The sequence below is a fragment of the Klebsiella sp. K47 genome (genome assembly GCF_051858335.1).
GTDB classification, from domain to species: Bacteria; Pseudomonadota; Gammaproteobacteria; order Enterobacterales; family Enterobacteriaceae; genus Klebsiella; species Klebsiella pneumoniae.
This window is the reverse complement of the sequence record NZ_JBPYUI010000026.1, coordinates 1-26,192: the sequence shown is the minus strand read 5'-3', so window position 1 is coordinate 26,192 and position 26,192 is coordinate 1. Positions and strand designations below refer to the sequence as shown.

The window sequence follows — 26,192 nt, the reverse complement described above, 5'->3', positions numbered from 1 at the left end:
AGGCACCGGATTCTGATTCCGGCATTCCGAGGTTCGAATCCTCGTACCCCAGCCAAATTTAAAAGTCGTTCAGCAGTGAACGCACTGTTGCCCTCAACCGGCGTAGTTACGGTCAAGTGCAACAGACAATTGGGGTATCGCCAAGCGGTAAGGCACCGGATTCTGATTCCGGCATTCCGAGGTTCGAATCCTCGTACCCCAGCCACTTCAATGCAAAAAAGCTCACTTCGGTGGGCTTTTTTGCTATTGGCGTCCTGACATGCTTACTCCGTACTGACTGCCGGGCAGGTGCTCTCCGCTACGCCCCTGCCCGGGAAGCCGGTTTTACAAGCCTAACGCATACTTCAGCGCCTGACGCTTCAGCATCCCGGCGCGTTCAGCCGCCATCAGGCCAATATTACGCAGCATCCGCACCGGCGCCAGGTCATTGCTGAATCCGGCATAAAAGAGATCCATCCCCGACTGCATGATAAAATTATCCGCTCGCCGCCGCGCCTGGTAGCGCTTCAGCACCGGCAGGCTGGCCCAGTCTTCGCCGCGGCCGCGCGCTTCCGCCAGGATCTCCAGCAGGGCATCGACATCACGATAGCCAAGGTTAACCCCCTGCCCCGCCAGTGGATGAATGGTGTGCGCCGCATCGCCCACCAGCGCCAGGCCGGGCTGAACATACTGCAGCGCATGACGCCGGGTAAGCGGGAAGGCGCCGGCCGCCTGCGGCGTCACCTGCCCCAGCCGCGCCGGAAAGTGACTGGCGATCTCCTGCTGGAGCTGCGCCATGGTCATGCTCTGCAGCTGACGGATCCGCGCCGGGGCGTCGTACCAGACCAGCGAAGCCCAGTGGTCGAACAGCGGCAGGAAGGCGCGCGGGCCGCTGGGAGTAAACTGCTGCCAGGTGCTGTCGCCGGGATCGTCGGCGCATTCGACGCTGATCAGCATACAGGACTGCTGATATTGCCAGGCGTGCACGCCGATGCCGGCCATCTCCCGCACCTGGGAGTTAGCGCCGTCGGCGCCGATAACCAGCCGGGCGTGGATCGTCTCCCCCTCGCGCAAATGCAACGCCGTCTGCGTCTCGCCGCGCTGCATCGTTTTCAGTTCGCTACCGACGCGCAGGGTAACCGCCTCATGCGCCGCCAGCGCTTGCCACAGGCCCCATTGCAGAACCTTGTTCTCGACCATATAGCCCAGCTCCGGCAGCTTGAGCTCCGCGGCGTCGAAGGCGACGTGCGCGCTCTCCCACTCCCAGGTCTCCAGACGGCGATAAGCGTGGACGCGCATCGCCCGTATGGCATCCCAGACGCCGAGACTCTTCAGCAGGCCGACCGAAGCCGCGCTGATCGCCGAGATCCGCACATCCGGGGCGGATGCCGGATCGAACGCCGGTGGCGCCGCTTTCTCAAGCACCGTCACGGTAAATCCCTGTTGCGCCAGCCCTAACGCCAGGGCGCCGCCGACCATGCCGCCGCCCACGATGGCGACATCTGTTACGTGAATTGTCATGGCTATTATCCTTAAAACAGAATCCGTTAAGTTTACCGGATTTTTCGCCCTCTTGCGGCGATAACGCTCGCACTGGTCAGGGGGCGACCAAAGCATTACAATACGCGCCCTGGAATGCGAAATTCACCCTGTATATATCCCCGCGTTTTGGATATCTATTACTGAGCATGAGCAAGTCAATGACAAAAAAACTCCATATTAAAACCTGGGGCTGTCAGATGAACGAGTATGATTCATCAAAGATGGCCGATCTGCTGGATGCGACACATGGGTATCAACTGACCGAAGTGGCGGAAGAAGCAGATGTGCTGTTGCTCAATACCTGCTCAATTCGTGAGAAGGCCCAGGAAAAAGTTTTCCATCAGCTTGGCCGCTGGAAGCTGCTGAAAGAGAAGAACCCGGACCTGATTATTGGCGTCGGCGGCTGCGTGGCTTCCCAGGAAGGCGACCATATTCGCCAGCGCGCGCACTATGTCGATATTATTTTCGGGCCGCAAACCCTGCACCGCCTGCCGGAGATGATTAACTCCGTGCGCGGCAACCGCAGTCCGGTAGTTGATATCAGCTTCCCGGAAATTGAAAAATTCGATCGCCTGCCAGAGCCGCGCGCCGAAGGGCCGACCGCCTTTGTCTCGATTATGGAAGGTTGCAATAAATACTGCACCTACTGCGTGGTGCCGTATACCCGCGGAGAAGAAGTTAGCCGTCCGTGCGACGATATCCTGTTTGAAATCGCCCAGCTGGCGGCGCAGGGCGTGCGTGAGGTCAATCTGCTGGGGCAGAACGTTAACGCCTGGCGCGGTGAGAATTACGACGGCACCACCGGCAGCTTTGCCGACCTGCTGCGCCTGGTCGCCGCCATCGACGGCATCGACCGCATTCGCTTCACCACCAGCCACCCGATCGAATTTACCGACGATATCATCGACGTTTATCGCGATACGCCGGAGCTGGTGAGCTTCCTGCACCTGCCGGTGCAGAGTGGCTCCGACCGTGTGCTGAACCTGATGGGACGCACCCATACCGCGCTGGAGTATAAAGCGATTATTCGCAAGCTGCGTGAAGCGCGCCCGGATATTCAGATAAGCTCCGACTTTATCGTCGGCTTCCCCGGCGAAACCACGGAAGATTTCGAAAAGACCATGAAGCTCATCGCCGACGTCAATTTCGATATGAGCTACAGCTTTATCTTCTCCGCTCGCCCGGGCACCCCGGCGGCCGATATGGTCGACGACGTGCCGGAGGCGGACAAAAAACAGCGTCTGTATATCCTGCAGGAACGCATTAACCAGCAGGCGATGGCCTGGAGCCGTCGCATGCTCGGCACGGTACAGCGCATCCTGGTGGAAGGCACCTCGCGTAAGAACATCATGGAGCTTTCCGGACGTACGGAGAATAACCGGGTGGTCAACTTCGAAGGTACCCCGGACCTCGTCGGTAAGTTTGTCGATGTCGAAATCGTCGATGTATATACCAACTCGCTGCGCGGTAAAATCGTGCGCACCGAAGCGGAGATGGGTCTGCGTATCGCTGAATCACCCGAATCAGTGATTGCCCGCACCCGTAAAGAGAACGATCTTGGCGTGGGAATTTACCAGCCATGATCCCTTCAGGCCTGTCGGTTCCGGCAGGCCTTGTAATTCCTCTCTCCGTCCCTATATCTACAGCAATGCTTGCGCCATTTTCCTGTGACGTAAATAATTTCCTGATTAGCCGGCCACGCGCCGCGTCCGGCCACCTGCGTAAAGAGGAATAGTTTGAACATAGACACTCGTGAGATTACCCTGGAGCCAGCGGATAACGCACGCCTGTTAGCCCTGTGCGGCCCGTTTGACGACAACATTAAACAGCTGGAGCGTCGGTTAGGCATTGAGATCAACCGCCGTGACAATCACTTTAAGCTGACCGGTCGCGCCCTGTGCGTGCACGCTGCCGCCGATATTCTGCGCAGCCTGTATGTCGACACAGCGCCAATGCGCGGTCAGATTCAGGATATTGAACCAGAGCAGATCCACCTGGCGATCAAGGAAGCGCGCGTACTGGAGCAGAGCGCCGAAAGCGTGCCTGAGTACGGTAAAGCCGTCAATATCAAGACCAAGCGCGGGGTAATCAAACCGCGTACGCCGAACCAGGCGCAGTACATCGCCAATATCCTCGATCACGACATCACTTTCGGCGTGGGTCCGGCGGGTACGGGTAAAACCTATCTGGCGGTAGCGGCGGCGGTCGATGCGCTGGAGCGCCAGGAGATCCGCCGTATTCTGCTGACCCGTCCGGCCGTCGAGGCAGGCGAAAAGCTCGGCTTCCTGCCCGGCGATCTGAGCCAGAAGGTCGACCCGTATCTGCGCCCGCTGTATGACGCGCTGTTTGAGATGCTCGGCTTTGAGAAAGTGGAGAAGCTGATTGAGCGTAACGTCATCGAAGTGGCCCCGCTGGCCTATATGCGCGGACGGACGCTGAATGACGCCTTTATCATTCTTGATGAAAGCCAGAACACCACCATCGAACAGATGAAGATGTTCCTGACCCGCATCGGCTTTAACTCCAAGGCGGTGATCACCGGCGACATCACGCAGATTGACCTGCCACGCAGCACCAAATCCGGTCTGCGCCATGCCATCGAAGTGCTGGCGGAAGTCGATGAGATCAGCTTTAACTTCTTCCATAGCGAAGACGTGGTGCGCCATCCGGTGGTCGCCCGCATCGTGAACGCCTATGAGGCATGGGAAGCCGCAGACCAGAAACGTAAAGCAGAGCTGGCCGCCGAGCGCAAACGCGAAGCCCAGGAACAGGAGCAAAAATGAGTCAGGTGATCCTCGATTTACAGCTGGCCTGCGAAGAGACCAGCGGCCTGCCGGACGAAGCCCTTTTTCAACGCTGGGTCGACGCCGTCATTCCGCCGTTTCAGGAGGAGTCAGAGTTAACGATTCGTCTGGTCGACGTTGCAGAAAGCCATGAGCTGAACCTGACCTATCGCGGCAAGGATAAGCCGACCAACGTCCTCTCCTTCCCGTTTGAAGCGCCGCCGGGAATTGAAATGCCGCTGCTCGGCGATCTGATCATCTGCCGTCAGGTGGTAGAGCAGGAAGCCAGCGAGCAAGGTAAGCCGCTGGAGGCGCACTGGGCGCATATGGTGGTGCACGGTAGCCTGCATCTGCTGGGCTACGATCATATCGAAGACGACGAAGCGGAAGAGATGGAAGGCCTTGAAACAGAGATAATGCTTGCTCTGGGCTATGAGGACCCGTACATTTCCGAGAAGATTGCGGAATAGCGCCCAGCCGGATGGCGGTGCTTGCGCCTCATCCGGCCGCTGTTTCTGCGTTTTACCTGCCAGAAAGTCAGGCAACCCATGCCGTCCGGCGCTGAGTTTACGCGCGACGAGCGACAGTTAAATCAACATGAGAACCCAAACGACGCCATGAGCGACGACAATTCACACAGTAGTGACACAGTAAACAGCAAAAAGGGATTTTTCTCCCTGTTACTCAGCCAGCTTTTTCACGGGGAACCGAAAAACCGCGATGAACTGCTGGCGCTGATCCGTGATTCCGGGCAGAACGATCTTATCGATGAAGATACGCGTGACATGCTCGAAGGGGTAATGGATATCGCCGACCAGCGGGTCCGCGACATTATGATCCCCCGTTCACAAATGATAACCCTGAAGCGCAACCAGACGCTGGACGAGTGCCTGGATGTCATCATCGAATCCGCCCACTCGCGTTTCCCGGTCATCAGTGAAGATAAAGATCACATCGAAGGGATTCTGATGGCCAAGGATCTGCTGCCGTTTATGCGCAGCGACGCCGAAGCCTTCAGCATGGAAAAAGTGTTACGGCCGGCGGTTGTCGTCCCGGAAAGCAAGCGGGTCGACCGCATGCTGAAAGAGTTTCGCTCACAGCGCTATCATATGGCGATCGTTATTGACGAATTCGGCGGCGTCTCTGGCCTGGTGACCATCGAGGATATCCTTGAGCTCATCGTCGGGGAAATTGAAGACGAGTACGACGAAGAAGAAGATATCGATTTCCGCCAGCTGAGCCGCCACACCTGGACGGTGCGCGCCCTGGCCTCCATCGAAGACTTCAACGACGCCTTCGACACGCACTTTAGCGATGAAGAAGTGGATACCATTGGCGGGCTGGTGATGCAGGCCTTCGGCCATCTGCCGGCCCGCGGCGAATCTATCGACATTGATGGTTACCAATTCAAGGTAGCAATGGCAGATAGTCGTCGTATCATTCAGGTGCATGTAAAGCTGCCCGATGACGCTCCCCAGCCGAAGCTGGAAGAGTAAGCGGTAGCGCTGAAATGGCCAGCCGGGAGACCGCGAGTCATACACGGTTGTAGGAGCCCCGCGTCCGGCTGGCAAAAAGAATAGCCTGTAGCAGCAGGCGTTAATTAACGGGACGATTAACCTAAATGGTATTTGCCTCTCTTCTTGAACGCCAGCGCGTACGTCTGTTGCTGGCGCTGTTGTTTGGAGCCAGCGGAACGCTGGCTTTTTCACCTTATGACTTCTGGCCAGCGGCTATCGTTTCGCTGATCGGTCTGCAGGCGTTAACCCTCAACCGACGCCCGCTGCAAAGCGCCGGGATCGGCTATTTCTGGGGACTCGGGCTGTTCGGCACGGGTATCAACTGGGTCTATGTCAGCATCGCTCAGTTTGGCGGAATGCCCGGCCCGGTTAACGTCTTCCTCGTCGTTCTGCTGGCGGCCTATCTCTCGCTCTACACCGGCCTGTTTGCCGGCCTGCTCGCCCGTCTGTGGCCTAAAACTAACTGGATACGGATGGCTATCGCTGCCCCTGTCGTCTGGCAAATCACCGAGTTCCTGCGCGGCTGGGTGCTGACCGGCTTTCCGTGGCTACAGTTCGGCTACAGCCAGATTGACGGCCCGCTGAAAGGCCTCGCGCCGGTGATGGGCGTCGAGGCGATTAACTTCTTGCTGATGGTAGTCAGCGGCCTGCTGGCCCTGGCCCTCGTCCAGCGCAACTGGAAGCCGCTGGCGATTGCCGCGCTGCTGTTCGCCCTGCCGTTCCCGCTGCGCTATATCCAGTGGTATCAGCTGCTGCCGGCGCGCGCGACCCAGGTCTCGCTGGTGCAAGGCGATATCCCACAGGCCATGAAATGGGACGAAAAGCAGCTGGTCAATACCCTGAAAACCTACCTGGCGCTGACCCAGCCGCATATCGGCCACTCGCAGCTGATTATCTGGCCTGAATCGGCGATCCCGGATCTGGAGATCAACCAGCAGCAGTTCCTCAGCATGATGGACGATCTGCTGCGCGCAAAAGACAGCTCGCTGATCACCGGCATTGTCGATGCGCGTCTCAACAAGCAGAACCGTTACGATACCTACAACACCATCATTACTCTCGGCAAAGATAACCCGTACCGCTACGACTCGACCAACCGCTACAACAAGAACCATCTGGTGCCGTTCGGCGAGTTTGTACCGCTGGAGTCGATTCTGCGTCCGCTGGCGCCGTTCTTTGACCTGCCGATGTCCTCCTTCAGCCGCGGCCCCTACGTGCAGCCGCAGCTGATGGCGCATAACCTGAAGCTGACCGCGGCCATCTGCTACGAGATAATCCTCGGTGAACAGGTGCGGGATAACTTCCGGCCGGACACCGACTTCCTGCTGACCATCTCCAACGACGCCTGGTTCGGCAAGTCCATCGGCCCGTGGCAACACTTCCAGATGGCGCGAATGCGCGCCCTGGAGCTGGCCCGCCCGCTGCTGCGCAGCACCAACAACGGCATTACTGCGGTGATCGGCCCGCGCGGCGAGATCCAGAAGATGATCCCGCAGTTTACCCGCGAGGTGTTGACCACCACCGTGACCCCCGCCAGCGGCTTAACCCCTTACGCCCGCACCGGCAACTGGCCGCTATGGGCGCTGACGGCGCTGTTTGGTTTCGCCGCGCTGCTGATGAGCCTGCGCCAGCGTCGCCGATAAGTTTCTCCGCCGGCGACGCCCGTCGCCGGCTTTTTCTTCCCATCATCTGCCACTCTGGCACAGTCATTGCTTTATTTAACCTGGTAGCGGCATCGTCCGACCCAGTGCAACCAGGTTGCACCAGAAACGATCGGTGGTCGCGCTATTTTGGTGCAATGGAAGATATTTGCCTCCGATTGGTGCGGAGCGCTTCGCAAAAATAAACAATAAAGCAGCAAAATCTTTACATTAAGCCAAACTAAATGCTAACAAACACATACAAATGCGGCACGTGGACGCGTGCCCCCAATAACAACACACACAATCACAATGGGTATCAATAGCGTCGCTGACGCTGCGGATAAGGAGTTGGATATGCAATTACGTAAACTGGCCACGGCAATGCTGGTAATGGGAATGACCGCTGGTCTGGCGCAGGCGGAAGATGCTGCCCCGGCGGCTGGCCAGAACACCCTGGATAAGATCGCCAAAAACGGGGTTATCGTTGTCGGCCATCGTGAATCTTCGGTCCCGTTCTCTTACTACGATAACCAGCAGAAGGTTGTGGGCTACTCTCAGGATTATTCCAACGCCATCGTCGATGCCATCAAGAAAAAACTGAACAAACCCGATCTGCAGGTCAAACTGATCCCGGTCACCTCGCAGAACCGTATCCCGTTGCTGCAGAATGGCACCTTTGATTTCGAGTGTGGCTCAACCACCAACAACCTTGAGCGCCAGAAACAGGCGGCCTTCTCCGATACCATCTTCGTGGTCGGTACCCGTCTGCTGGTGAAGAAAGGCGGTCCGATCAAAGATTTCCCGGACCTGAAGGATAAAGCGGTCGTCGTCACCTCCGGAACCACCTCAGAGATCCTGCTGCATAAGCTGAACGATGAGAAAAAAATGAATATGCGCATTATCAGCGCCAAAGATCATGGCGACTCTTTCCGCACCCTGGAGAGCGGACGCGCCGTGGCCTTTATGATGGATGATGCCCTGCTGGCTGGCGAACGCGCCAAGGCGAAGAAACCGGATAATTGGGAAATCGTCGGCACCCCGCAGTCGAAGGAAGCCTATGGCTGCATGCTGCGGAAGGACGATCCGACGTTCAAGGCGCTGGTTGATGAAACCGTCGCCCAGGCTCAGACCTCTGGCGAAGCGGAGAAGTGGTTTGACAAATGGTTCAAAAACCCGATTCCGCCAAAAAATCTTAACCTCAACTTCGAGCTGTCGGACGACATGAAAGCGCTGTTCAAATCACCTAACGACAAAGCACTGAACTAATTATAACAACCAGGGGCGGGATATCCTGCCCTCCCGATGATTGTCACAGCACGGACAGACTATACGGCGGCTGGTCGTTCCCCAGCCGCCGCGAATACCGAAACAAGCTGGACAACCGTCTTCGAGGGTAGCACTGGCTACCCTTTTTTTTCCAGGAGTCATGTATGTCAATAGACTGGAACTGGGGGATATTCCTGCAACAGGCCCCCTTCGGCAACACTACCTACCTGGGCTGGCTGTGGAGCGGTTTTCAAATCACCGTCGCCCTCTCCATCTCGGCCTGGATCATCGCTTTTCTCGTCGGCTCACTGTTCGGCATTTTACGCACGGTACCCAATCGCTTCCTCTCGGGCATTGGCACCTGCTATGTCGAACTGTTTCGCAACGTGCCGCTGATCGTGCAGTTCTTTACCTGGTACCTGGTGGTGCCGGAGTTCCTGCCGGAAAATATCGGCATGTGGTTTAAATCGGAGCTGGACCCAAACATTCAATTCTTTGTCTCCTCCATGCTGTGCCTGGGGCTGTTTACCGCCGCTCGCGTCTGCGAGCAGGTACGCGCCGCCATCCAGTCGCTGCCGCGCGGGCAGAAGAACGCCGGCCTGGCGATGGGCCTGACCCTGCCGCAAACCTACCGCTACGTGCTGCTGCCGAACGCCTACCGCGTTATCGTGCCGCCGATGACCTCGGAGATGATGAACCTGGTGAAAAACTCGGCCATCGCCTCCACCATCGGTCTGGCCGATATGGCCGCGCAGGCGGGCAAACTGCTGGACTACTCCGCTCATGCCTGGGAGTCTTTTACCGCCATCACCCTGGCCTATGTTTTCATCAACGCGGTGATTATGCTGATTATGTATGTGGTCGAGCGTAAGGTTCGCCTGCCTGGCAATATGGGAGGCAAATAATGTACGATTTTGACTGGAGTTCGATCGTTCCCTCCATGCCCTATCTGCTGGCAGGGCTGGTGATCACCCTTAAGATTACGGTGATCGCCATCGTGGTCGGCATCGTCTGGGGCACCCTGCTGGCGGTTATGCGCCTGTCCAGCTTTATGCCGCTGGCCTGGTTTGCTAAATCCTACGTCAACGTATTCCGCTCAATCCCACTGGTGATGGTCCTGCTGTGGTTCTACCTGATTGTCCCGGGCTTCCTGCAGAACGTGCTGGGACTGTCGCCGAAAACGGATATTCGCCTGATCTCGGCGATGGTGGCGTTTTCGATGTTCGAAGCCGCCTACTATTCAGAGATTATCCGCGCCGGCATTCAGAGCATCTCCCGCGGCCAGTCCAGCGCCGCGCTGGCGTTGGGGATGACCCACTGGCAGTCAATGCGGCTGGTGATCCTGCCGCAGGCCTTCCGCGCCATGGTGCCGCTGCTGCTAACCCAGGGGATCGTCCTGTTCCAGGATACCTCGCTGGTGTATGTATTGAGTCTCGCCGACTTCTTCCGTACCGCCTCCACCATTGGCGAGCGTGACGGAACCCAGGTCGAAATGATCCTGTTCGCGGGCGGCGTCTATTTTGTGATTAGCCTCAGCGCCTCGCTGTTGGTCAGCTGGTTGAAGAAAAGGACTGTGTAATGATTACCCTGAAAAACGTTTCAAAATGGTATGGTCACTTTCAGGTGCTGACCGATTGCTCCACGGAAGTGAAAAAAGGCGAAGTCGTGGTGGTCTGCGGGCCGTCAGGCTCCGGTAAATCCACGCTGATTAAGACTGTGAACGGCCTTGAGCCGGTACAGCAGGGGCAGATTATTGTCGATGGCACCGTGGTTAACGATAAAAAGACCAACCTGGCTAAACTGCGCTCGCACGTCGGCATGGTGTTTCAGCATTTTGAACTGTTCCCGCATCTGTCGATTATCGACAACCTGACGCTGGCGCAGGTCAAAGTGCTTAACCGCGATAAAGCCTCAGCGCGCAAGAAAGGCCTCAAGTTGCTGGAGCGCGTTGGCCTGGCGGCGCATGCGGAAAAATACCCGGCGCAACTCTCCGGCGGCCAGCAGCAGCGCGTGGCCATTGCCCGTGCCCTGTGTATGGACCCAATCGCCATGCTGTTTGATGAGCCCACCTCAGCGCTTGACCCGGAGATGATTAACGAGGTGCTGGACGTTATGGTCGAACTGGCCAACGAGGGGATGACCATGATGGTCGTGACCCATGAGATGGGCTTTGCCCGCAAGGTGGCGAGCCGGGTGATCTTTATGGATGAAGGGAAGATTGTCGAGGATGCCGATAAAGAGGCCTTCTTTGCCAATCCGCAATCCGAGCGTGCCAAAGATTTCCTCGCCAAAATACTTCATTGATGGTTTTTCTCTGCGCATACCGCCCGGTATGCGCAGTTAATCTTTTCCGCCATATTATTCGCCAATGTTATTTATGCGGCAGATTATCGCTACTATCATTTACGTACCCAATAAACCTCGGCGATAAAAGCTGAGCTTATTTATTAAATCGATCAATTCATAAAGAATTCAATAATGAATTCGTGGACCGGCATTGCCGCCGCCGCTAGCATATAACGCCTCGTAACAGGTTCGTCGCACGATTATTTTATTAATTGAATATAATATTCTTGCCTGACCTCGCCTGCGCCTAAATGCCGAAATAAAGGCCATCAATATTCTCTGCCGCTCGCAGAATAATGGATGCGCCACCAAACCAATGAAACAAATGGATATTGCTTCATGTTAATTCGATCTCGCACGCTCACCGGGCTGCTGTTTATCACGCTGGCGGGCACCTCAGCCGCCGGGGCCGCGCCATTGGCCTCTTCTACTCACCAGACGGAGCAGGATAAAGCCCGCCAGGAGGCGCTGGCGCCGCAGCAACAGGATTTTCAGTCTTCACAACAGCGCGTGGCGCCGCAGGGTATCCCTTTTCCTGAGGAAACGCATTGCAAATTGATCAACCGGGTCGATATCGACTCCGATAACCAGGCGCTCACCCGGAAATTACTGGCGAAAACCGCGCGGCAGGCGCAGGGACGCTGCCTGGGCAGCGAAGGCATTCGCCTGCTGGCCTATACCTTGCAAAATGAGCTGATCGCGCAAGGCTACATCACCTCGCTGATTGATGTGCCCTCCCAGTCGCTGGAGCACGGCATACTCAGGTTCACGCTGCACTATGGCAAAGTGGGCGCTATCGACTATGCCGACGGCTCGGACACCACCCGCCTGTGGAATTCCCTACCCACCTCTTCCGGTACTATCCTGCGCTTAAGCGACCTTGAGCAAGGGATGGCCAACCTGCAGCGTCTGCCCGGCGCCACCGCGCACATGAAACTGCTGCCGGGCCAACACGAGGGAGAAAGCGATATCCAGATCGCCCGCAGCCTGGCGAAAAAATGGCAGCTTGGCGCCTGGCTTGACGACGCCGGCAGCAAAGCCAGCGGACGCTACCAGGCCGGCGGGGCCCTCTATCTCTATGACCTGACCACCCTCAACGATATCCTGTACCTTTCCGGCGGGGGCGATATTGAATTCAATCAGCATAACGACGGCAACCACAACGGCAGCCTGTATTACTCCATTCCCTTTGGCTACTGGACACTAAGCGCCTACGGGGCATACAGCCAGTATCGTCAGCAGTTTAACGGCAACTGGTCGACGATGGATTATAAGAGTAAAAATCGCTACTACAGCGCCACGCTGAGTCGTCTGCTCTCCCACACCCGGCAGCAAAAAACCACCGCTGACCTGCGGATCGCCAAGAGCACCTCGCATTATTACTTCGGCGGCAGTGAGCTACTGGTGATGCGCAAGCAGAACCCCTCATGGGAATTCACCCTCAACCACCAGCACTACTTTAACAAAAAGATTGTTGATGCCAGCATCGGCATCCAGCGCAGCCTGCCGTGGCTCAGCTCGACAGCAACGCCGGAAGAGCAGGCCGGGCTGTATAGCCCGCTGTCGCGGATTGTGCATGGTAATCTGCAGGCAATGATGAAATTTGACGCCACCGGCGACAAATTTACCTGGGCTCCCCGCCTCAGCGCCCAGTTCAGCCCGGACAAACTCGCTTCCGATAATAAATTCAATATTGGTAGTCGCTGGAGCGTGCGCGGTTTTGACGGTGAAAACAGCCTGTCCGGCAATCAGGGATGGTACTGGCGCAACGATTTTATCTGGGATCTGGCCACCCACGAGCGGCAATTCTATTTGGGCGCGGATATAGGCCGCCTTATCGGCGCCGATCTATATCAAAAAGGCAAAGTGCTCTCCGGCGCCGTCAGCGGGCTGCGCGGTCAGCTATGGTCAACGCAGTACGATCTGTTTATTAGTACCCCGCTGAGTAAACCGGATAAGTTTCATAGCGACGCCCTGAATATGGGCTTTTCATTACAGTGGAGGTATTAATTCGCACATTATTGACTCGTCATATTTACATTATTTATTAATCATTATTTAAAGGAATAAAGAAAATGTTTAAGTTTAAGGCTTCTTATGTCGCACTGGCGGCAGTATTAACCTCGTCGGTAGTTTATGCCGACCCCACAAGCTATACGCACTCTTCCGGCGCCACGGTTATCGATATTGAAAAGCCGAACGCCGCCGGTGTCTCCCATAACCTGTACCGCGACTTCAACGTCGGCACCAATGGCACCATCCTTAATAACAGCGGCGATGATGTCAGCCACAGCACATTTGGCAATATCGCCCGCAACAATAATCTGACCGCCGGCAGCGCTTCGGTGATTTTGAACGAGGTGACCTCCAAAAACGCCAGTAGCCTGAAGGGCTTTATCGAAGTCAACGGTCAGAAAGCGGATGTGGTAATCGCCAACCCGAACGGCATCACCTGTTCCGGCTGTAGCTTTGTTAATACCAACAAGGCTATCCTGACCACCGGCAAGGTTAATATGACCGACGATGGCGCCATCGGCAGCTATACCGTAACGGGCGGCACCCTCACCATCGGCGAAAATGGCATGAACGCCGCCAACGGCTACGCGGTTCTGCTCGCCGACGCGATTAAGATTAACGGTAAAGTGCAGGCCAACAACGCCCTGGTCAGCGCGGGCAACTTCACCATGGATAACAGCTCTGGCTCGGTGACCTCCGCCGGTAAAAAGGCCACCCTGATCCAGATGACGGTTAACCCGCAGTACAGCATCGACGTCAGCAGCCTTGGCGGCATTGAGGCCAACAGCATCAGCATGGTCGGCAATAACATCGGCTTTGGCGTACGTAATAAGGGTTCTATTATCTCCAACGGCACGCTGATGCTCACCAGCAACGGTAATTTACTGAACAAAGGGTCAATAACGGGCAAAGGTTTGCTGAGCCAGGTTTCCACCGTCACGGGCATCACCAATGACGGTAGCATCGCCGGCGCCTATTATTTAATGCTCTCCAGTGGCGATTATATCGTTAACACCGGTTCTCTCTCCGGCGGCCAGCTGATTGCCACCGCTAACGGCAACATCACCAACGGCGACTCAGGCACGATGACCGGCACCAGTGGATTAAGCCTGACCAGCGGCGGGAAAATCCGCAACGAAGAAAAAGCCTCCCTGCTGTCAAATAACCAGATTGCCGCCACGGCAATCGGTGATTTCCTCAATGAAGGCAAAATCAGCGCCAAACACACCAGCCTGACGTTTGTCGGCGACAGCTTTAAAAACACCGGCAATATTAACTCTACTGGCCAAACCACCATTCAGTCGCTTACACAGGACGGCAGCGCCAATACGGGCGAGATCTATAACCTCGGCAATATCACCGGCGAAAATATCAATCTGCAGACCAATGGAACGCTGGCGCAAAGCAGCAGTGGTCGTATTGAGGCAACCAACGCCATTACCGCCCACAGCTACTGGCTGAACCAAAATGGTTATATGAATGCCGCCGATATCACCACCGATCACGGCGTAGTGAATAATTATGGCAATATTACTGCCAAAAATATTTCAATCACGACCTACTCAGATATCACCAACGAAGGGCAGATCAGCAGCACCGGCGACCTGACCTTAAATACCAAAAATAAAGGCGCGATCTACAATTATTCAACCCTCAGCGCGGGCGGCAACATGACGTTAACCGCCACCAAAGTGGTCAATGGTGGTAAAAGTTGCGGCATACTGGGCCTGGCGAAATGCGGCGTCGGGACGTTAACTGCTGACAAGCTGGTACTGAACTCATCGCAGAAATATGTTAGCGACATGGGTGGAAAACAGTATTTCAAGAGCACCGAAGTCAACACGGTGAAATAAGACAAACCACGATGCGCGAAGCCTCGCGCATCGTTTTTCGCACGCTTAGGGCTCGAAGGGCCGACGCTGGAACTGATCGTGGCCACATTTTGGACAGCGCGGCAGCACGTCCGGGGTGTATACCGCCAGGTGATAGTGGCACTTCTCGCAGACCAGGTTGCCCAGACCGACCACTTCGCCGCTGTGGTACACGCCGTGGTGATTCAGATCCTGAAAGACTTCCCGCCACTCGAGCTGGGTTTTGTCGGTGATATCAGCCAGCTCCTGCCACAGGCTCTCTTTGATCACCCGCATAAACACGCTGTCGCTCTCGTCTTCGTGACTCTCTTCGTAGCTGCGGGCAAACTCCTCTAGGTCGCGCTTGACCGCCGCAATCACCGACTCGATCTCGCTCTGCGTCAGATCGCCGGCGCGGACGATTTTTTCCCGCGCCTGCGTCACCAGCGCGTCGATATCGCGCTCTCCATGGCGGAGCCGTTCGCTGAGCGAGGAGACCAGTTCACGGTAATATTGAGCAACCTTGTTCATCATTTCGCCTCCGGTGGGGTTAACGTCTTCTGATAATAGACCTTATTCCTCTCCCGCTGTGTCTGACAAGCCACAGAGTCGCGAAATAATCTGCGCAGCTTTTGCCGATGTTGATGTGCGAAAAGCTGTTTTGACGTGGGCGTTTGGGCTATGCTATGCCGATCTGAAATAACACATCCATTGGCTACACTTTGTAGCTGTATTGAAAACAGGACCACTGGCTGCCATGCAAGAGCAATACCGCCCGGAAGAGATAGAATCGAAAGTCCAGCTTCACTGGGACGAAAATCGTACATTTGAAGTAACTGAAGACGAGAGCAAAGAGAAGTATTACTGCCTGTCGATGCTTCCTTATCCTTCTGGTCGACTACACATGGGTCACGTGCGTAACTACACCATCGGCGACGTGATTGCCCGCTACCAGCGCATGCTGGGCAAAAACGTCCTGCAGCCGATCGGCTGGGATGCGTTCGGTCTGCCGGCAGAAGGGGCGGCGGTGAAAAACAACACCGCGCCAGCGCCGTGGACCTACGACAACATCGCCTACATGAAAAACCAGCTAAAAATGCTGGGCTTCGGCTATGACTGGAGCCGCGAGCTGGCGACCTGCACCCCGGAATACTACCGCTGGGAGCAGAAGTTCTTCACCGAGCTGTACAAAAAAGGCCTGGTGTACAAAAAAACCTCCGCAGTGAACTGGTGCCCGAATGACCAGACCGTGCTGGCCAACGAACAGGTTATCGACGGCTGCTGCTGGCGCTGCGATACCAAGGTCGAGCGTAAAGAGATCCCGCAGTGGTTTATTAAAATCACCGCCTACGCCGATGAACTGCTGAACGATCTGGATAAGCTGGACCACTGGCCGGACACCGTGAAGACCATGCAGCGCAACTGGATCGGCCGTTCGGAAGGGGTAGAAATCTCCTTTGACGTCAACGACTACGCTGACAAACTGACTGTCTACACCACCCGTCCGGACACCTTTATGGGTTGTACCTACCTGGCCGTCGCGGCGGGTCACCCGCTGGCGCAGCAGGCTGCGGCGAACAATCCGGCGCTGGCCACCTTTATCGACGAGTGCCGCAATACCAAAGTGGCCGAAGCCGACATGGCGACGATGGAGAAAAAAGGCGTCGATACCGGCTTTAAAGCCATTCATCCGCTGACCGGTGAAGAAATTCCGGTCTGGGCGGCAAACTTTGTGCTGATGGAATACGGCACCGGCGCGGTAATGGCCGTTCCGGGTCACGACCAGCGCGACTACGAGTTCGCCAGCAAGTACGGTCTGAACATTAAGCCGGTTATCCTCGCTGCCGACGGCTCCGAGCCGGATCTCTCCGAGCAGGCGCTGACCGAGAAAGGCGTCCTGTTTAACTCCGGCGAGTTCAGCGGTCTTGATTATGAAGCGGGCTTCAACGCCATTGCCGACAAACTGGCTGCCATGGGCGTGGGCGAGCGTAAAGTTAACTACCGTCTGCGCGACTGGGGCGTATCCCGTCAGCGCTACTGGGGCGCGCCGATCCCGATGGTGACCCTGGAAGATGGCACCGTGCTGCCGACCCCGGAAGATCAGCTGCCGGTGATCCTGCCGGAAGACGTGGTCATGGACGGCATCACCAGCCCGATCAAAGCCGATCCTGAATGGGCCAAGACCACCGTCAACGGCCAGCCGGCGCTGCGCGAAACCGACACCTTTGATACCTTTATGGAATCCTCCTGGTACTATGCGCGCTACACCTGCCCGCAGTATCAGGAAGGAATGCTGGATTCGAAAGCGGCCAACTACTGGCTGCCGGTAGATATCTACATCGGCGGTATCGAACACGCCATCATGCACCTGCTCTACTTCCGCTTCTTCCATAAGCTGATGCGCGACGCGGGCATGGTGAACTCCGATGAGCCGGCGAAACAGCTGCTGTGCCAGGGCATGGTGCTGGCTGACGCGTTCTACTATGTGGGCGAAAACGGCGAACGTAACTGGGTTTCCCCGGTTGACGCCATCGTTGAGCGCGACGAAAAAGGCCGCATCGTGAAGGCCAAAGACGCGGCGGGCCACGAGCTGGTGTACACCGGCATGAGTAAGATGTCCAAGTCGAAAAACAACGGCATCGACCCGCAGGTGATGGTTGAGCGCTACGGCGCGGATACCGTGCGTCTGTTCATGATGTTTGCGTCCCCGGCGGATATGACCCTCGAGTGGCAGGAATCTGGCGTTGAAGGGGCGAACCGCTTCCTGAAACGCGTCTGGAAACTGGTCTACGAGCACACCACTAAAGGAGAGGTTGCGGCACTGAACGTGGCGGCTCTGAGCGAAGATCAGAAAGCGCTGCGTCGCGATATCCACAAAACCATCGCCAAAGTGACCGATGACATCGGCCGTCGTCAGACCTTCAACACCGCCATCGCGGCAATCATGGAGCTGATGAACAAGCTGGCGAAAGCGCCGCAGGAAGATGAGCAGGATCGTGCGCTGATGCAGGAAGCTCTGCTGGCGGTGGTGCGTATGCTCAACCCGTTCACTCCGCACGCCAGCTTCACCCTGTGGCGTGAGCTGAACGGCGAAGGCGATATCGACAACGCGCCGTGGCCGGTAGCGGATGAGAGCGCGATGGTGGAAGACAGCACCCTCGTCGTCGTCCAGGTCAATGGCAAAGTTCGTGGTAAAATTACCGTTGCGGTAGATGCAACTGAAGAGCAGGTTCGCGAGCGCGCCGGCCAGGAACATCTGGTGGCGAAATATCTCGACGGTAAAACCGTGCGTAAAGTGATTTACGTTCCGGGTAAACTGCTCAATCTGGTCGTTGGCTAAGCGCGGGAGGAAGCGTGCGATATCTGGTAACAATGTTGTTATCTCTGGCGGTGCTCGTCACCGCCGGCTGTGGCTGGCATTTGCGTAGCACTACCAAGGTGCCCGCCACCATGAAAACCATGATTTTCCAGTCGAGCGATCCGAACGGCCCGTTAAGCCGCGCGGTACGTAATCAGCTGCGTCTTAACGGCGTGGAACTGATCGACGCCAGCACGCTGCGTAAAGATGTCCCTTCTCTGCGCCTCGATGGCTCGTCGATTCAGAAAGATACCGCATCGGTGTTCCAGGATGGTCGTACGGCGGAGTATCAGATGGTCATGACCGTTCATGCCAGCGTCCTGATCCCGGGTCACGATATCTATCCGATTACCACCAAGGTCTATCGGTCGTTCTTTGATAACCCGCAGGCGGCATTAGCGAAAGACGCCGAGCAGGATATGATTATCCAGGAAATGTACGACAAAGCGGCGGAACAGCTGATTCGTAAGCTGCCAAGCGTTCAGGTAGCGGATGTTGAAGCAACCCAGCAGGAAGAGAAACCGGTCGCCAGCAGCGCGGCGCCGGCTTCCTCGGGTAACCGCGTCTCCACCACGCTGGGTCAATGATGATTCGGTTGTACCCGGAACAGCTCCGCGCGCAGCTCACTGAAGGGCTGCGCGCGGCCTATCTGCTGCTTGGCAACGATCCCCTGCTGTTGCAGGAAAGCCAGGACGCCATTCGCGAAGCTGCTGCCGCGCAGGGCTTTACCGAGCACCATACTTTTTCAATCGACAACAGCACCGACTGGCAGGCGATTTTCGCCTTAAGCCAGGCGATGAGCCTGTTTGCCAGCCGGCAAACCCTGCTGTTGATCCTACCGGAAAACGGCCCCAACGCGGCGATCAATGAACAGCTCGCCACGCTGGTTGGCCTGCTGCACGACGACCTGCTGCTGATAGTTCGCGGAAATAAGCTGACCAAAGCCCAGGAGAATGCCGCATGGCTCACCGCCCTGGCTCAGCGCGCAGTCCAGGTCAGTTGCCAGACGCCGGAATACGCGCAGCTGCCGCGCTGGCTGGCCGCCCGGGCCAAACAGCATCAGCTGCAGCTCGATGACGCGGCCAGTCAGCTGCTGTGCTACTGTTACGAAGGCAATCTGCTGGCGCTGGCGCAGGCGCTGGAGCGTCTGGCGCTGCTCTGGCCGGACGGTAAGCTAACCCTGCCCCGCGTTGAGCAAGCGGTAAACGATGCCGCGCACTTTACGCCTTACCATTGGGTCGATGCCCTACTGGCAGGCAAAAGTAAGCGCGTGCTGCACGTCCTGCAGCAGTTACGCCTTGAAGGCTGCGAGCCGGCGATCCTGCTGCGTACTCTGCAGCGGGAGCTGCTGCTGCTGGTTACCCTCAAGCGCCAGGCGACGCACACGCCGCTGCGCTCGCTGTTTGATAAACACCGGGTCTGGCAAAACCGCCGTCAGCTGCTCAGCGACGCCCTCACGCGCCTGAGCGGGGAACAGCTGCGCCAGGCGGTGACCCTTCTGACCCGCGCGGAGCTCACCTTTAAACAGGATTACGGGCACGACGTCTGGCCCGAACTGGAAAGTCTTTCGTTGTTGCTCTGCCACAAAGCCCTGGCGGACGTTTTTATTGATGGTTGATATGACTCAGTTACAGGCAATCTATGGCGGCACCTTCGATCCGGTGCATTACGGTCACCTCAAGCCGGTTGAGATCCTGGCGAATCAGATTGGCCTGAGCAAGGTCATCATCATGCCTAACAACGTTCCGCCGCACCGGCCGCAGCCGGAAGCCACCAGCGCCCAGCGCGTGCACATGCTGAAGCTGGCGATTGCCGATAAACCGCTGTTCACGCTCGATGAACGCGAACTACGGCGCGATACCCCCTCCTGGACGGCGCAAACGCTGCAGGAGTGGCGCCAGGAGCAAGGGCCGCGCAAACCGCTGGCGTTTATCATTGGCCAGGATTCGCTACTGACCTTTCCCACCTGGCACAACTATGAAACCATTCTCGACAATGTCCACCTGATTGTTTGCCGCCGCCCGGGTTACCCGCTGACCATGGCGCAGGAAGCGGATCAGCGCTGGCTGGATCGCCATTTAACCCACGACGTGGAGTCTCTGCATAACCGCCCTTCCGGCGTGATCTACCTGGCTGAGACGCCGTGGTTCGATATTTCCGCGACGATCATCCGCCAGCGCCTTGAGCGCGGCGAGTCCTGCGACGAGATGCTGCCTGCCGCCGTGCTGGATTACATCCGCGAGCAGGGACTCTATTGCTGACCCCAGGCTGGGCCTGGCGCGAAAAAAGCGCTATCGTAACGCCATCTTTTCATCGCCTGTCAGAGCCTGTTCATGAAATTGTGGTTAGTTCGCCATGGCGAAACCGAAGCCAACGTTGCCGGGTTATACAGCGGCCATGCCCCAACGCCCCTGACGCCGCGCGGCGTCGCTCAGGCGCGCGCGCTCGGCGAACGGCTGCGCCTGGCGCCTTTCGATATAGTATTCTGTAGCGAGCTGGCGCGGACCGGGACAACGGCCGATCTGCTGCTTGGCGACCGCGCTATTCCGCGTGAGCGCCATCCCGCGCTCAATGAGATGTTTTTCGGCGACTGGGAGATGCGTCATCATCGCGACCTCCAGCGAGAAGATGCGGAAAACTATGCCGCCTGGTGTGCCGACTGGCAGCATGCGGCCCCCACCAACGGCGAAAGCTTTCAGAATTTTGCCCGCCGCGTCAGCGAGTTTATCCCAACGCTGACCGACTGCCGCCATCTTGACCATCTGCTGATCGTCGGCCATCAGGGCGTCCTGAGCCTGCTGACCGCCCTGCTGTTGCAGATGCCTGCGGCGGCGATGTGGCACTTTCCCATTGCCCATGGCGCCTGGAGCCTCATCGAAATCCGCGACGATTTCACCACCCTGCGGGTATTAAATAGCCAGGCCGTCTGGCAGCCGCAAGAAGAATTCCCGCCAGACCATTGACAGGCCAGAGCAGGCTGTTATTCTCCGCTGCCAGGCAGCATCCGCCAAAGCCGGTTTGCAGAAATTGTTTTACAAAAATGGCGATGCAATCCGCGGCGAGGGATGGGATGATAGCCCGCCACGAACGCCTGCCGACAGACATTTCACCCGACTTTTTCATCAGTTCAGGTATACTGTCAGGCTCTTTATGATTATCAATCTTCACGCACCCAGGGGGAACACTTGCAGGGTAAAGCACTCCAGGATTTTGTTATCGACAAAATTGATGACCTGAAAGGTCAGGACATCGTTGCCATTGATGTACATGGCAAATCCAGCATCACCGATTGCATGATTATCTGCACCGGCACCTCCACGCGTCATGTGATGTCTATCGCCGACCACGTGGTTCAGGAGTCCCGCGCCGCCGGCATGCTGCCGCTGGGCGTTGAAGGGGAAGCCGCCGCCGACTGGATCGTCGTCGACCTCGGCGACGTGATGGTCCACGTCATGCAGGAAGAGAGCCGTCGTCTGTACGAGCTGGAAAAACTCTGGAGTTAATGCGTGAAGTTGCAGCTGGTGGCCGTTGGCACCAAAATGCCGGACTGGGTACAGACCGGCTTTAGCGAGTATCTGCGCCGTTTTCCCAAAGATATGCCGTTCGAGCTGGTGGAGATCCCTGCCGGTAAGCGCGGTAAGAACGCTGATATCAAACGCATCCTCGAAAAAGAGGGCGAGATGATGTTAGCCGCTGCCGGTAAGAACCGCATCGTGACCCTGGATATTCCGGGTAAACCATGGGATACACCGCAGCTGGCGCGCGAACTGGAACGCTGGAAACAGGACGGGCGCGACGTCAGTTTACTGGTAGGCGGCCCGGAAGGTCTCTCTCCCGCCTGTAAAGCAGCGGCGGAACAGAGTTGGTCGCTCTCCACCCTCACCTTACCTCACCCGCTGGTGCGCGTACTGGTGGCCGAGAGTCTGTACCGGGCGTGGAGCATCACCACCAACCACCCGTACCACCGTGAGTAATGATGATCAGGGTAGACTAAGCAGCGAATGAAATTACAGAATTCTTTCCGCGACTATACGGCTGAATCCTCGCTGTTCGTGCGCCGGGCGCTGGTCGCTTTTTTGGGGATTTTGCTGCTTACCGGCGTTCTGATCGCCAACCTGTACAATGTGCAAATCGTTCGCTTCGACGACTATCAGACGCGCTCGAACGAAAACCGCATCAAGCTGGTGCCGATCCCGCCGAGCCGCGGCATTATTTACGATCGCAACGGCACCCCGCTGGCGCTTAACCGCACCATTTACCAGCTGGAGATGATGCCGGAGAAAGTCGATAACGTACAGCAGACGCTGGATGCGCTACGCGACGTCGTCGATTTAACCGACGATGACATCGCCGGTTTCAAAAAGGAGCGCGCCCGCTCCCATCGTTTTACCTCGATTCCGGTAAAGGTCAACCTCAGCGAAGTGCAGGTGGCCCGCTTTGCCGTCAACCAGTACCGCTTTCCCGGCGTGGAAGTCAAAGGCTACAAGCGTCGTTATTACCCCTATAATTCGGCGCTGACTCACGTCATTGGCTATGTCTCAAAAATTAACGATAAAGACGTCGACCGCCTGGATAAAGAGGGCAAGCTGGCCAACTACGCCTCGACGCACGACATTGGGAAGCTGGGTATAGAGCGTTATTACGAGGACGTTCTGCACGGTCAGACCGGCTACGAAGAGGTTGAAGTGAACAACCGCGGCCGCGTCATTCGTCAGCTGAAAGAGGTGCCTCCGCAGGCCGGACGCGACATCTACCTCACCCTCGACCTCAAGCTGCAGCAGTATATTGAAACGCTGCTGGCCGGCAGCCGCGCCGCCGTGGTGGTGACCGACCCGCGTACCGGCGCTATTCTGGCGCTGGTTTCAACCCCGAGCTATGACCCGAACCTGTTCGTCGACGGCATCTCCAGCAAAGATTACTCCGCGCTGCTCAACGACCCGAACACACCGCTGGTCAACCGAGCAACGCAGGGGGTCTATCCGCCGGCGTCGACGGTCAAACCGTACGTCGCCGTCTCGGCGCTGAGCGCCGGGGTGATCACCCGCAACACCAGCCTCTTCGACCCCGGCTGGTGGCAGTTGCCTGGCTCAGAGAAACGCTATCGTGACTGGAAAAAGTGGGGCCACGGCCATCTGAACGTCACCAAAGCGCTCGAGGAGTCTGCAGATACCTATTTCTACCAGGTCGCCTATGACATGGGCATCGACCGTCTCTCAGAGTGGATGAGCAAGTTTGGCTACGGCCACTACACCGGTATCGACCTCTCCGAGGAGCGCTCTGGCAACATGCCGACCCGCGAATGGAAGCTCAAGCGCTTTAAGAAACCCTGGTACCAGGGGGACACCATTCCGGTGGGCATCGGCCAGGGTTACTGGACCGCCACGCCGATCCAGATGAACAAAGCGCTGATGATCCTGATTAACGACGGCGTGGTGAAGGTGCCTCATCTGCTGCAGAGCACCGTGGAAGACGGCAAGCCCGTACCCTGGGTCCAGCCCCATGAGCCGCCGGTAGGCGATATCCATTCCGGCTATTGGGAAATCGCCAAAGACGGCATGTACGGCGTGGCCAACCGCGGCAACGGCACCGCGCACAAATACTTCGCCAGCGCGCCGTATAAAATCGCGGCCAAGTCAGGTACCGCTCAGGTGTTCGGCCTGAAGGCCAACGAAACCTATAACGCGCACCGGATCTCCGAGCGCTTGCGCGACCATAAACTGATGACAGCGTTTGCGCCTTATAACAACCCGCAGGTTGCCGTGGCGATGATTCTGGAAAACGGCGGCGCCGGCCCGGCGGTCGGTACCATTATGCGCCAGATCCTCGATCACATCATGCTGGGCGATAACAACACTACGCTGCCAAGCGAAAACCCGGCGGTAACCGCAGGGGAGGATCAATAATGACGGATAATCCGAACAAAAAATCGCTATGGGATAAAATCCATCTTGACCCCACCATGCTGCTTATCCTGCTGGCGCTGCTGACCTACAGCGCGCTGGTTATCTGGAGCGCCAGCGGTCAGGACGTCGGCATGATGGAGCGTAAAATCGGCCAGATCGCCATGGGCGTGGTGATCATGATCGTCATGGCGCAGATCCCGCCGCGGGTCTATGAAGGCTGGGCGCCCTACCTCTATATTTTCTGTATCATCCTGCTGGTAGCCGTTGACGCCTTCGGCGCCATCTCCAAAGGGGCGCAGCGCTGGCTGGATCTCGGTATTGTGCGCTTTCAGCCGTCGGAGATCGCCAAAATAGCCGTGCCGCTGATGGTGGCGCGGTTTATTAACCGCGATGTCTGTCCACCGTCGCTGAAGAACACCGGCATTGCCCTGGTGCTAATCTTCCTGCCAACGCTGCTGGTGGCGGCGCAGCCTGACCTCGGGACCTCGATCCTGATCGCCCTATCCGGGCTGTTTGTGCTGTTCCTCTCCGGCCTCAGCTGGCGCCTGATTGGTATCGCCGTGGTGCTGGTCGCCGCCTTTATTCCGATCCTGTGGTTCTTCCTGATGCACGACTATCAGCGTCAGCGCGTGATGATGCTCCTCGATCCGGAAACCGACCCGCTGGGCGCCGGCTATCACATTATTCAGTCTAAAATTGCCATTGGCTCCGGCGGTCTGCGCGGCAAAGGCTGGCTGCACGGCACCCAGTCGCAGCTGGAGTTTCTGCCGGAACGCCACACCGACTTTATCTTCGCCGTCCTCGCCGAAGAGCTGGGCCTGATTGGCGTACTGATCCTGCTAGCGCTTTATATTCTGCTGATTATGCGCGGACTGTGGATCGCCGCCCAGGCGCAAACCACCTTTGGCCGGGTCATGGCCGGTGGTTTAATGTTGATTTTATTCGTTTATGTCTTCGTAAATATTGGTATGGTGAGTGGTATTTTACCGGTGGTGGGCGTACCGTTGCCGCTGGTGAGCTACGGGGGCTCCGCCCTGATCGTACTGATGGCCGGGTTTGGTATCGTAATGTCGATCCATACCCACAGAAAAATGTTGTCGAAAAGCGTTTAAAGGGGTTAGCAATGCGTAAGCAATGGCTGGGGATCTGCATAGCAGCGGGGCTGCTGGCGGCATGTTCGAGTGATGACGTGCAACAAAAAACGGTCAGTACTCCACAGCCGGCCGTCTGTAATGGCCCGACGGTTGAGATCAGCGGCGCCGATCCGCAATATGAAACGCCGAACGCCACGGCGAATCAGGATTATGAGCGCGACGGTAAAAGCTACAAAATCGTTCAGGATCCGGCCAACTTTACTCAGGCCGGTTTCGCGGCGATCTATGACGCAGAACCCAACAGCAACCTGACCGCCAGCGGCGAAGCCTTCGATCCGACTCAGTTGACCGCAGCGCACCCGACGCTGCCGATCCCGAGCTACGCGCGGATCACTAACCTTGCCAACGGACGGATGATCGTCGTGCGGATTAACGATCGCGGTCCCTATGGCAACGATCGGGTCATCTCGCTTTCCCGCGCATCCGCTGACCGCCTGAACACCTCCAACAACACCAAAGTGCGCATCGACCCCATCATCGTCGCGCCTGACGGTTCGCTTTCCGGCCCGGGGATGGCCTGTACCACCGTCGCCAAACAGACTTACGCCCTGCCCGCCCGTCCGAATCTGGACGGTGGGGACGCCGCTGGCATGAGCCAGCCCGCGCCCACTGACGTTCGCCCGATCAGCAACAGCACGCTGACGCCGGCAGACAGCGTGGGCGCGCCGGTGAACAGCGGCGGTTTCCTCGGCGCGCCGACGCCCCTGAACAACGGCGTGCTGGAGAGTAGCGAACCAGCGGCAGCCGCCGCGACGGCTCCTGCCGCCGGCGCCACGCCGACAGCGCCAGTGACCGCGCCTGGCTCCAGTCAGGGTAAGGTGGCGCCCGCTTCGGC

General features: G+C 57.4%; 23 protein-coding genes and 2 tRNA genes (1 of these 25 running past the window's edge). 23 read left to right on the top strand and 2 right to left on the bottom strand.

The features are described 5' to 3' along the window. A tRNA-Gln gene (locus RRF55_RS21590) sits at nt 1-55 on the top strand (it extends 120 nt beyond the left edge of the window). Between the two features lie 75 nt (nt 56-130). Beyond that, nucleotides 131-205 (top strand) — tRNA-Gln (locus RRF55_RS21585). A 119-nt stretch (nt 206-324) separates the two neighbouring features. Here RRF55_RS21585 and ubiF read toward each other — a convergent pair. Then, complete coding sequence (ubiF, locus tag RRF55_RS21580) at nt 325-1,500, bottom strand: 3-demethoxyubiquinol 3-hydroxylase (RefSeq protein ID WP_040088679.1); 1,176 nt, start codon at nt 1,498-1,500, stop codon at nt 325-327. Between the two features lie 179 nt (nt 1,501-1,679). On the opposite strand from ubiF, the gene miaB reads away from it, so the two are divergent. The 11 genes from miaB to RRF55_RS21525 all read left to right on the top strand — a co-directional run bounded on the left by miaB (nt 1,680) and on the right by RRF55_RS21525 (nt 14,945). Next, nucleotides 1,680-3,104 carry a tRNA (N6-isopentenyl adenosine(37)-C2)-methylthiotransferase MiaB gene (gene miaB, locus RRF55_RS21575; RefSeq protein ID WP_002894730.1) on the top strand — a complete coding sequence of 475 codons (1,425 nt, stop codon included), beginning with the start codon at nt 1,680-1,682 and terminating at the stop codon, nt 3,102-3,104. Nucleotides 3,105-3,257: 153 nt separating this feature from the next. Next, entirely contained in the window at nt 3,258-4,304 is a 1,047-nt protein-coding gene (locus RRF55_RS21570; RefSeq protein ID WP_004176871.1) for a PhoH family protein, read from the top strand. Further along, on the top strand, nt 4,301-4,774 hold the full coding sequence (gene ybeY / locus RRF55_RS21565) for an rRNA maturation RNase YbeY (protein WP_002894722.1): 474 nt from the start codon (nt 4,301-4,303) through the stop codon (nt 4,772-4,774). The genes RRF55_RS21570 and ybeY overlap by 4 nt, the downstream gene beginning before the upstream one ends. 147 nt (nt 4,775-4,921) lie before the next feature. Beyond that, on the top strand, nt 4,922-5,800 hold the full coding sequence (corC, locus tag RRF55_RS21560) for a CNNM family magnesium/cobalt transport protein CorC (RefSeq protein ID WP_004197606.1): 879 nt from the start codon (nt 4,922-4,924) through the stop codon (nt 5,798-5,800). Nucleotides 5,801-5,925: 125 nt separating this feature from the next. Further along, a complete protein-coding gene (lnt, locus tag RRF55_RS21555) occupies nt 5,926-7,464 on the top strand; it encodes an apolipoprotein N-acyltransferase (RefSeq protein WP_004179036.1) in 1,539 nt (512 codons plus the stop codon). A gap of 354 nt (nt 7,465-7,818) precedes the next feature. Beyond that, nucleotides 7,819-8,730 (top strand): amino acid ABC transporter substrate-binding protein, encoded by a 912-nt coding sequence (locus RRF55_RS21550; protein WP_002894712.1) that lies wholly within the window; start codon nt 7,819-7,821, stop codon nt 8,728-8,730. Between the two features lie 164 nt (nt 8,731-8,894). Beyond that, nucleotides 8,895-9,635 carry an amino acid ABC transporter permease gene (locus tag RRF55_RS21545; protein ID WP_002894709.1) on the top strand — a complete coding sequence of 247 codons (741 nt, stop codon included), beginning with the start codon at nt 8,895-8,897 and terminating at the stop codon, nt 9,633-9,635. Then, nucleotides 9,635-10,309 (top strand): glutamate/aspartate ABC transporter permease GltK, encoded by a 675-nt coding sequence (gltK, locus tag RRF55_RS21540; RefSeq protein ID WP_004212642.1) that lies wholly within the window; start codon nt 9,635-9,637, stop codon nt 10,307-10,309. Before RRF55_RS21545 ends, gltK begins: the two co-directional genes overlap by 1 nt. Next, nucleotides 10,309-11,034 (top strand): amino acid ABC transporter ATP-binding protein, encoded by a 726-nt coding sequence (locus RRF55_RS21535; protein ID WP_021441422.1) that lies wholly within the window; start codon nt 10,309-10,311, stop codon nt 11,032-11,034. The genes gltK and RRF55_RS21535 overlap by 1 nt, the downstream gene beginning before the upstream one ends. A 381-nt stretch (nt 11,035-11,415) precedes the next feature. Further along, nucleotides 11,416-13,086, top strand: a complete 1,671-nt coding sequence (locus RRF55_RS21530) for a ShlB/FhaC/HecB family hemolysin secretion/activation protein (protein ID WP_004176875.1) — start codon at nt 11,416-11,418, stop codon at nt 13,084-13,086. A gap of 65 nt (nt 13,087-13,151) precedes the next feature. Continuing rightward, a complete protein-coding gene (locus tag RRF55_RS21525; RefSeq protein ID WP_002894701.1) occupies nt 13,152-14,945 on the top strand; it encodes a filamentous hemagglutinin N-terminal domain-containing protein in 1,794 nt (597 codons plus the stop codon). Between the two features lie 45 nt (nt 14,946-14,990). On the opposite strand, the gene RRF55_RS21520 is transcribed toward RRF55_RS21525, so the two are convergent. Next, nucleotides 14,991-15,473 carry a zinc ribbon-containing protein gene (locus RRF55_RS21520; protein ID WP_002894699.1) on the bottom strand — a complete coding sequence of 161 codons (483 nt, stop codon included), beginning with the start codon at nt 15,471-15,473 and terminating at the stop codon, nt 14,991-14,993. A gap of 226 nt (nt 15,474-15,699) precedes the next feature. On the opposite strand from RRF55_RS21520, the gene leuS reads away from it, so the two are divergent. The 10 genes from leuS to rlpA form a co-directional block, all read left to right on the top strand. Then, the gene (leuS, locus tag RRF55_RS21515; RefSeq protein ID WP_004147581.1) at nt 15,700-18,282 is read left to right on the top strand and encodes a leucine--tRNA ligase; all 2,583 of its coding nucleotides are present in this window, start codon (nt 15,700-15,702) and stop codon (nt 18,280-18,282) included. 14 nt (nt 18,283-18,296) lie between these two features. Then, nucleotides 18,297-18,887, top strand: a complete 591-nt coding sequence (gene lptE, locus RRF55_RS21510) for an LPS assembly lipoprotein LptE (RefSeq protein ID WP_002894693.1) — start codon at nt 18,297-18,299, stop codon at nt 18,885-18,887. After that, nucleotides 18,887-19,918: a DNA polymerase III subunit delta gene (gene holA, locus RRF55_RS21505; protein WP_002894692.1), complete on the top strand. Its 1,032-nt coding sequence runs from the start codon at nt 18,887-18,889 to the stop codon at nt 19,916-19,918. The genes lptE and holA overlap by 1 nt, the downstream gene beginning before the upstream one ends. After that, complete coding sequence (gene nadD, locus RRF55_RS21500) at nt 19,911-20,561, top strand: nicotinate-nucleotide adenylyltransferase (RefSeq protein WP_025368344.1); 651 nt, start codon at nt 19,911-19,913, stop codon at nt 20,559-20,561. Before holA ends, nadD begins: the two co-directional genes overlap by 8 nt. A 72-nt stretch (nt 20,562-20,633) precedes the next feature. Further along, complete coding sequence (locus RRF55_RS21495; RefSeq protein ID WP_021441419.1) at nt 20,634-21,263, top strand: adenosylcobalamin/alpha-ribazole phosphatase; 630 nt, start codon at nt 20,634-20,636, stop codon at nt 21,261-21,263. A gap of 222 nt (nt 21,264-21,485) precedes the next feature. Next, nucleotides 21,486-21,803, top strand: a complete 318-nt coding sequence (gene rsfS / locus RRF55_RS21490; RefSeq protein WP_002894623.1) for a ribosome silencing factor — start codon at nt 21,486-21,488, stop codon at nt 21,801-21,803. 3 nt (nt 21,804-21,806) lie between these two features. Continuing rightward, nucleotides 21,807-22,274 (top strand): 23S rRNA (pseudouridine(1915)-N(3))-methyltransferase RlmH, encoded by a 468-nt coding sequence (gene rlmH / locus RRF55_RS21485; protein ID WP_002894620.1) that lies wholly within the window; start codon nt 21,807-21,809, stop codon nt 22,272-22,274. Nucleotides 22,275-22,301: 27 nt separating this feature from the next. Continuing rightward, entirely contained in the window at nt 22,302-24,203 is a 1,902-nt protein-coding gene (gene mrdA, locus RRF55_RS21480) for a peptidoglycan DD-transpeptidase MrdA (protein ID WP_002894617.1), read from the top strand. Then, complete coding sequence (gene mrdB / locus RRF55_RS21475) at nt 24,203-25,315, top strand: peptidoglycan glycosyltransferase MrdB (RefSeq protein ID WP_002894613.1); 1,113 nt, start codon at nt 24,203-24,205, stop codon at nt 25,313-25,315. The genes mrdA and mrdB overlap by 1 nt, the downstream gene beginning before the upstream one ends. An 11-nt stretch (nt 25,316-25,326) precedes the next feature. Further along, a partial coding sequence (gene rlpA, locus RRF55_RS21470) for an endolytic peptidoglycan transglycosylase RlpA (RefSeq protein WP_439419166.1) occupies nt 25,327-26,192 on the top strand: 866 nt, incomplete at its 3' end.

Bases quoted from the DNA above. Each gene is read 5' to 3' on its own strand.
- ubiF (WP_040088679.1), bottom strand. From the start codon at position 1,500: ATGACAATTCACGTAACAGATGTCGCCATCGTGGGCGGCGGCATGGTC.
- miaB (WP_002894730.1), top strand. From the start codon at position 1,680: ATGACAAAAAAACTCCATATTAAAACCTGGGGCTGTCAGATGAACGAG.
- ybeY (WP_002894722.1), top strand. From the start codon at position 4,301: ATGAGTCAGGTGATCCTCGATTTACAGCTGGCCTGCGAAGAGACCAGC.
- corC (WP_004197606.1), top strand. From the start codon at position 4,922: ATGAGCGACGACAATTCACACAGTAGTGACACAGTAAACAGCAAAAAG.
- lnt (WP_004179036.1), top strand. From the start codon at position 5,926: ATGGTATTTGCCTCTCTTCTTGAACGCCAGCGCGTACGTCTGTTGCTG.
- RRF55_RS21550 (WP_002894712.1), top strand. From the start codon at position 7,819: ATGCAATTACGTAAACTGGCCACGGCAATGCTGGTAATGGGAATGACC.
- RRF55_RS21545 (WP_002894709.1), top strand. From the start codon at position 8,895: ATGTCAATAGACTGGAACTGGGGGATATTCCTGCAACAGGCCCCCTTC.
- gltK (WP_004212642.1), top strand. From the start codon at position 9,635: ATGTACGATTTTGACTGGAGTTCGATCGTTCCCTCCATGCCCTATCTG.
- RRF55_RS21535 (WP_021441422.1), top strand. From the start codon at position 10,309: ATGATTACCCTGAAAAACGTTTCAAAATGGTATGGTCACTTTCAGGTG.
- RRF55_RS21530 (WP_004176875.1), top strand. From the start codon at position 11,416: ATGTTAATTCGATCTCGCACGCTCACCGGGCTGCTGTTTATCACGCTG.
- RRF55_RS21525 (WP_002894701.1), top strand. From the start codon at position 13,152: ATGTTTAAGTTTAAGGCTTCTTATGTCGCACTGGCGGCAGTATTAACC.
- RRF55_RS21520 (WP_002894699.1), bottom strand. From the start codon at position 15,473: ATGAACAAGGTTGCTCAATATTACCGTGAACTGGTCTCCTCGCTCAGC.
- leuS (WP_004147581.1), top strand. From the start codon at position 15,700: ATGCAAGAGCAATACCGCCCGGAAGAGATAGAATCGAAAGTCCAGCTT.
- holA (WP_002894692.1), top strand. From the start codon at position 18,887: ATGATTCGGTTGTACCCGGAACAGCTCCGCGCGCAGCTCACTGAAGGG.
- nadD (WP_025368344.1), top strand. From the start codon at position 19,911: ATGGTTGATATGACTCAGTTACAGGCAATCTATGGCGGCACCTTCGAT.
- RRF55_RS21495 (WP_021441419.1), top strand. From the start codon at position 20,634: ATGAAATTGTGGTTAGTTCGCCATGGCGAAACCGAAGCCAACGTTGCC.
- mrdA (WP_002894617.1), top strand. From the start codon at position 22,302: ATGAAATTACAGAATTCTTTCCGCGACTATACGGCTGAATCCTCGCTG.
- mrdB (WP_002894613.1), top strand. From the start codon at position 24,203: ATGACGGATAATCCGAACAAAAAATCGCTATGGGATAAAATCCATCTT.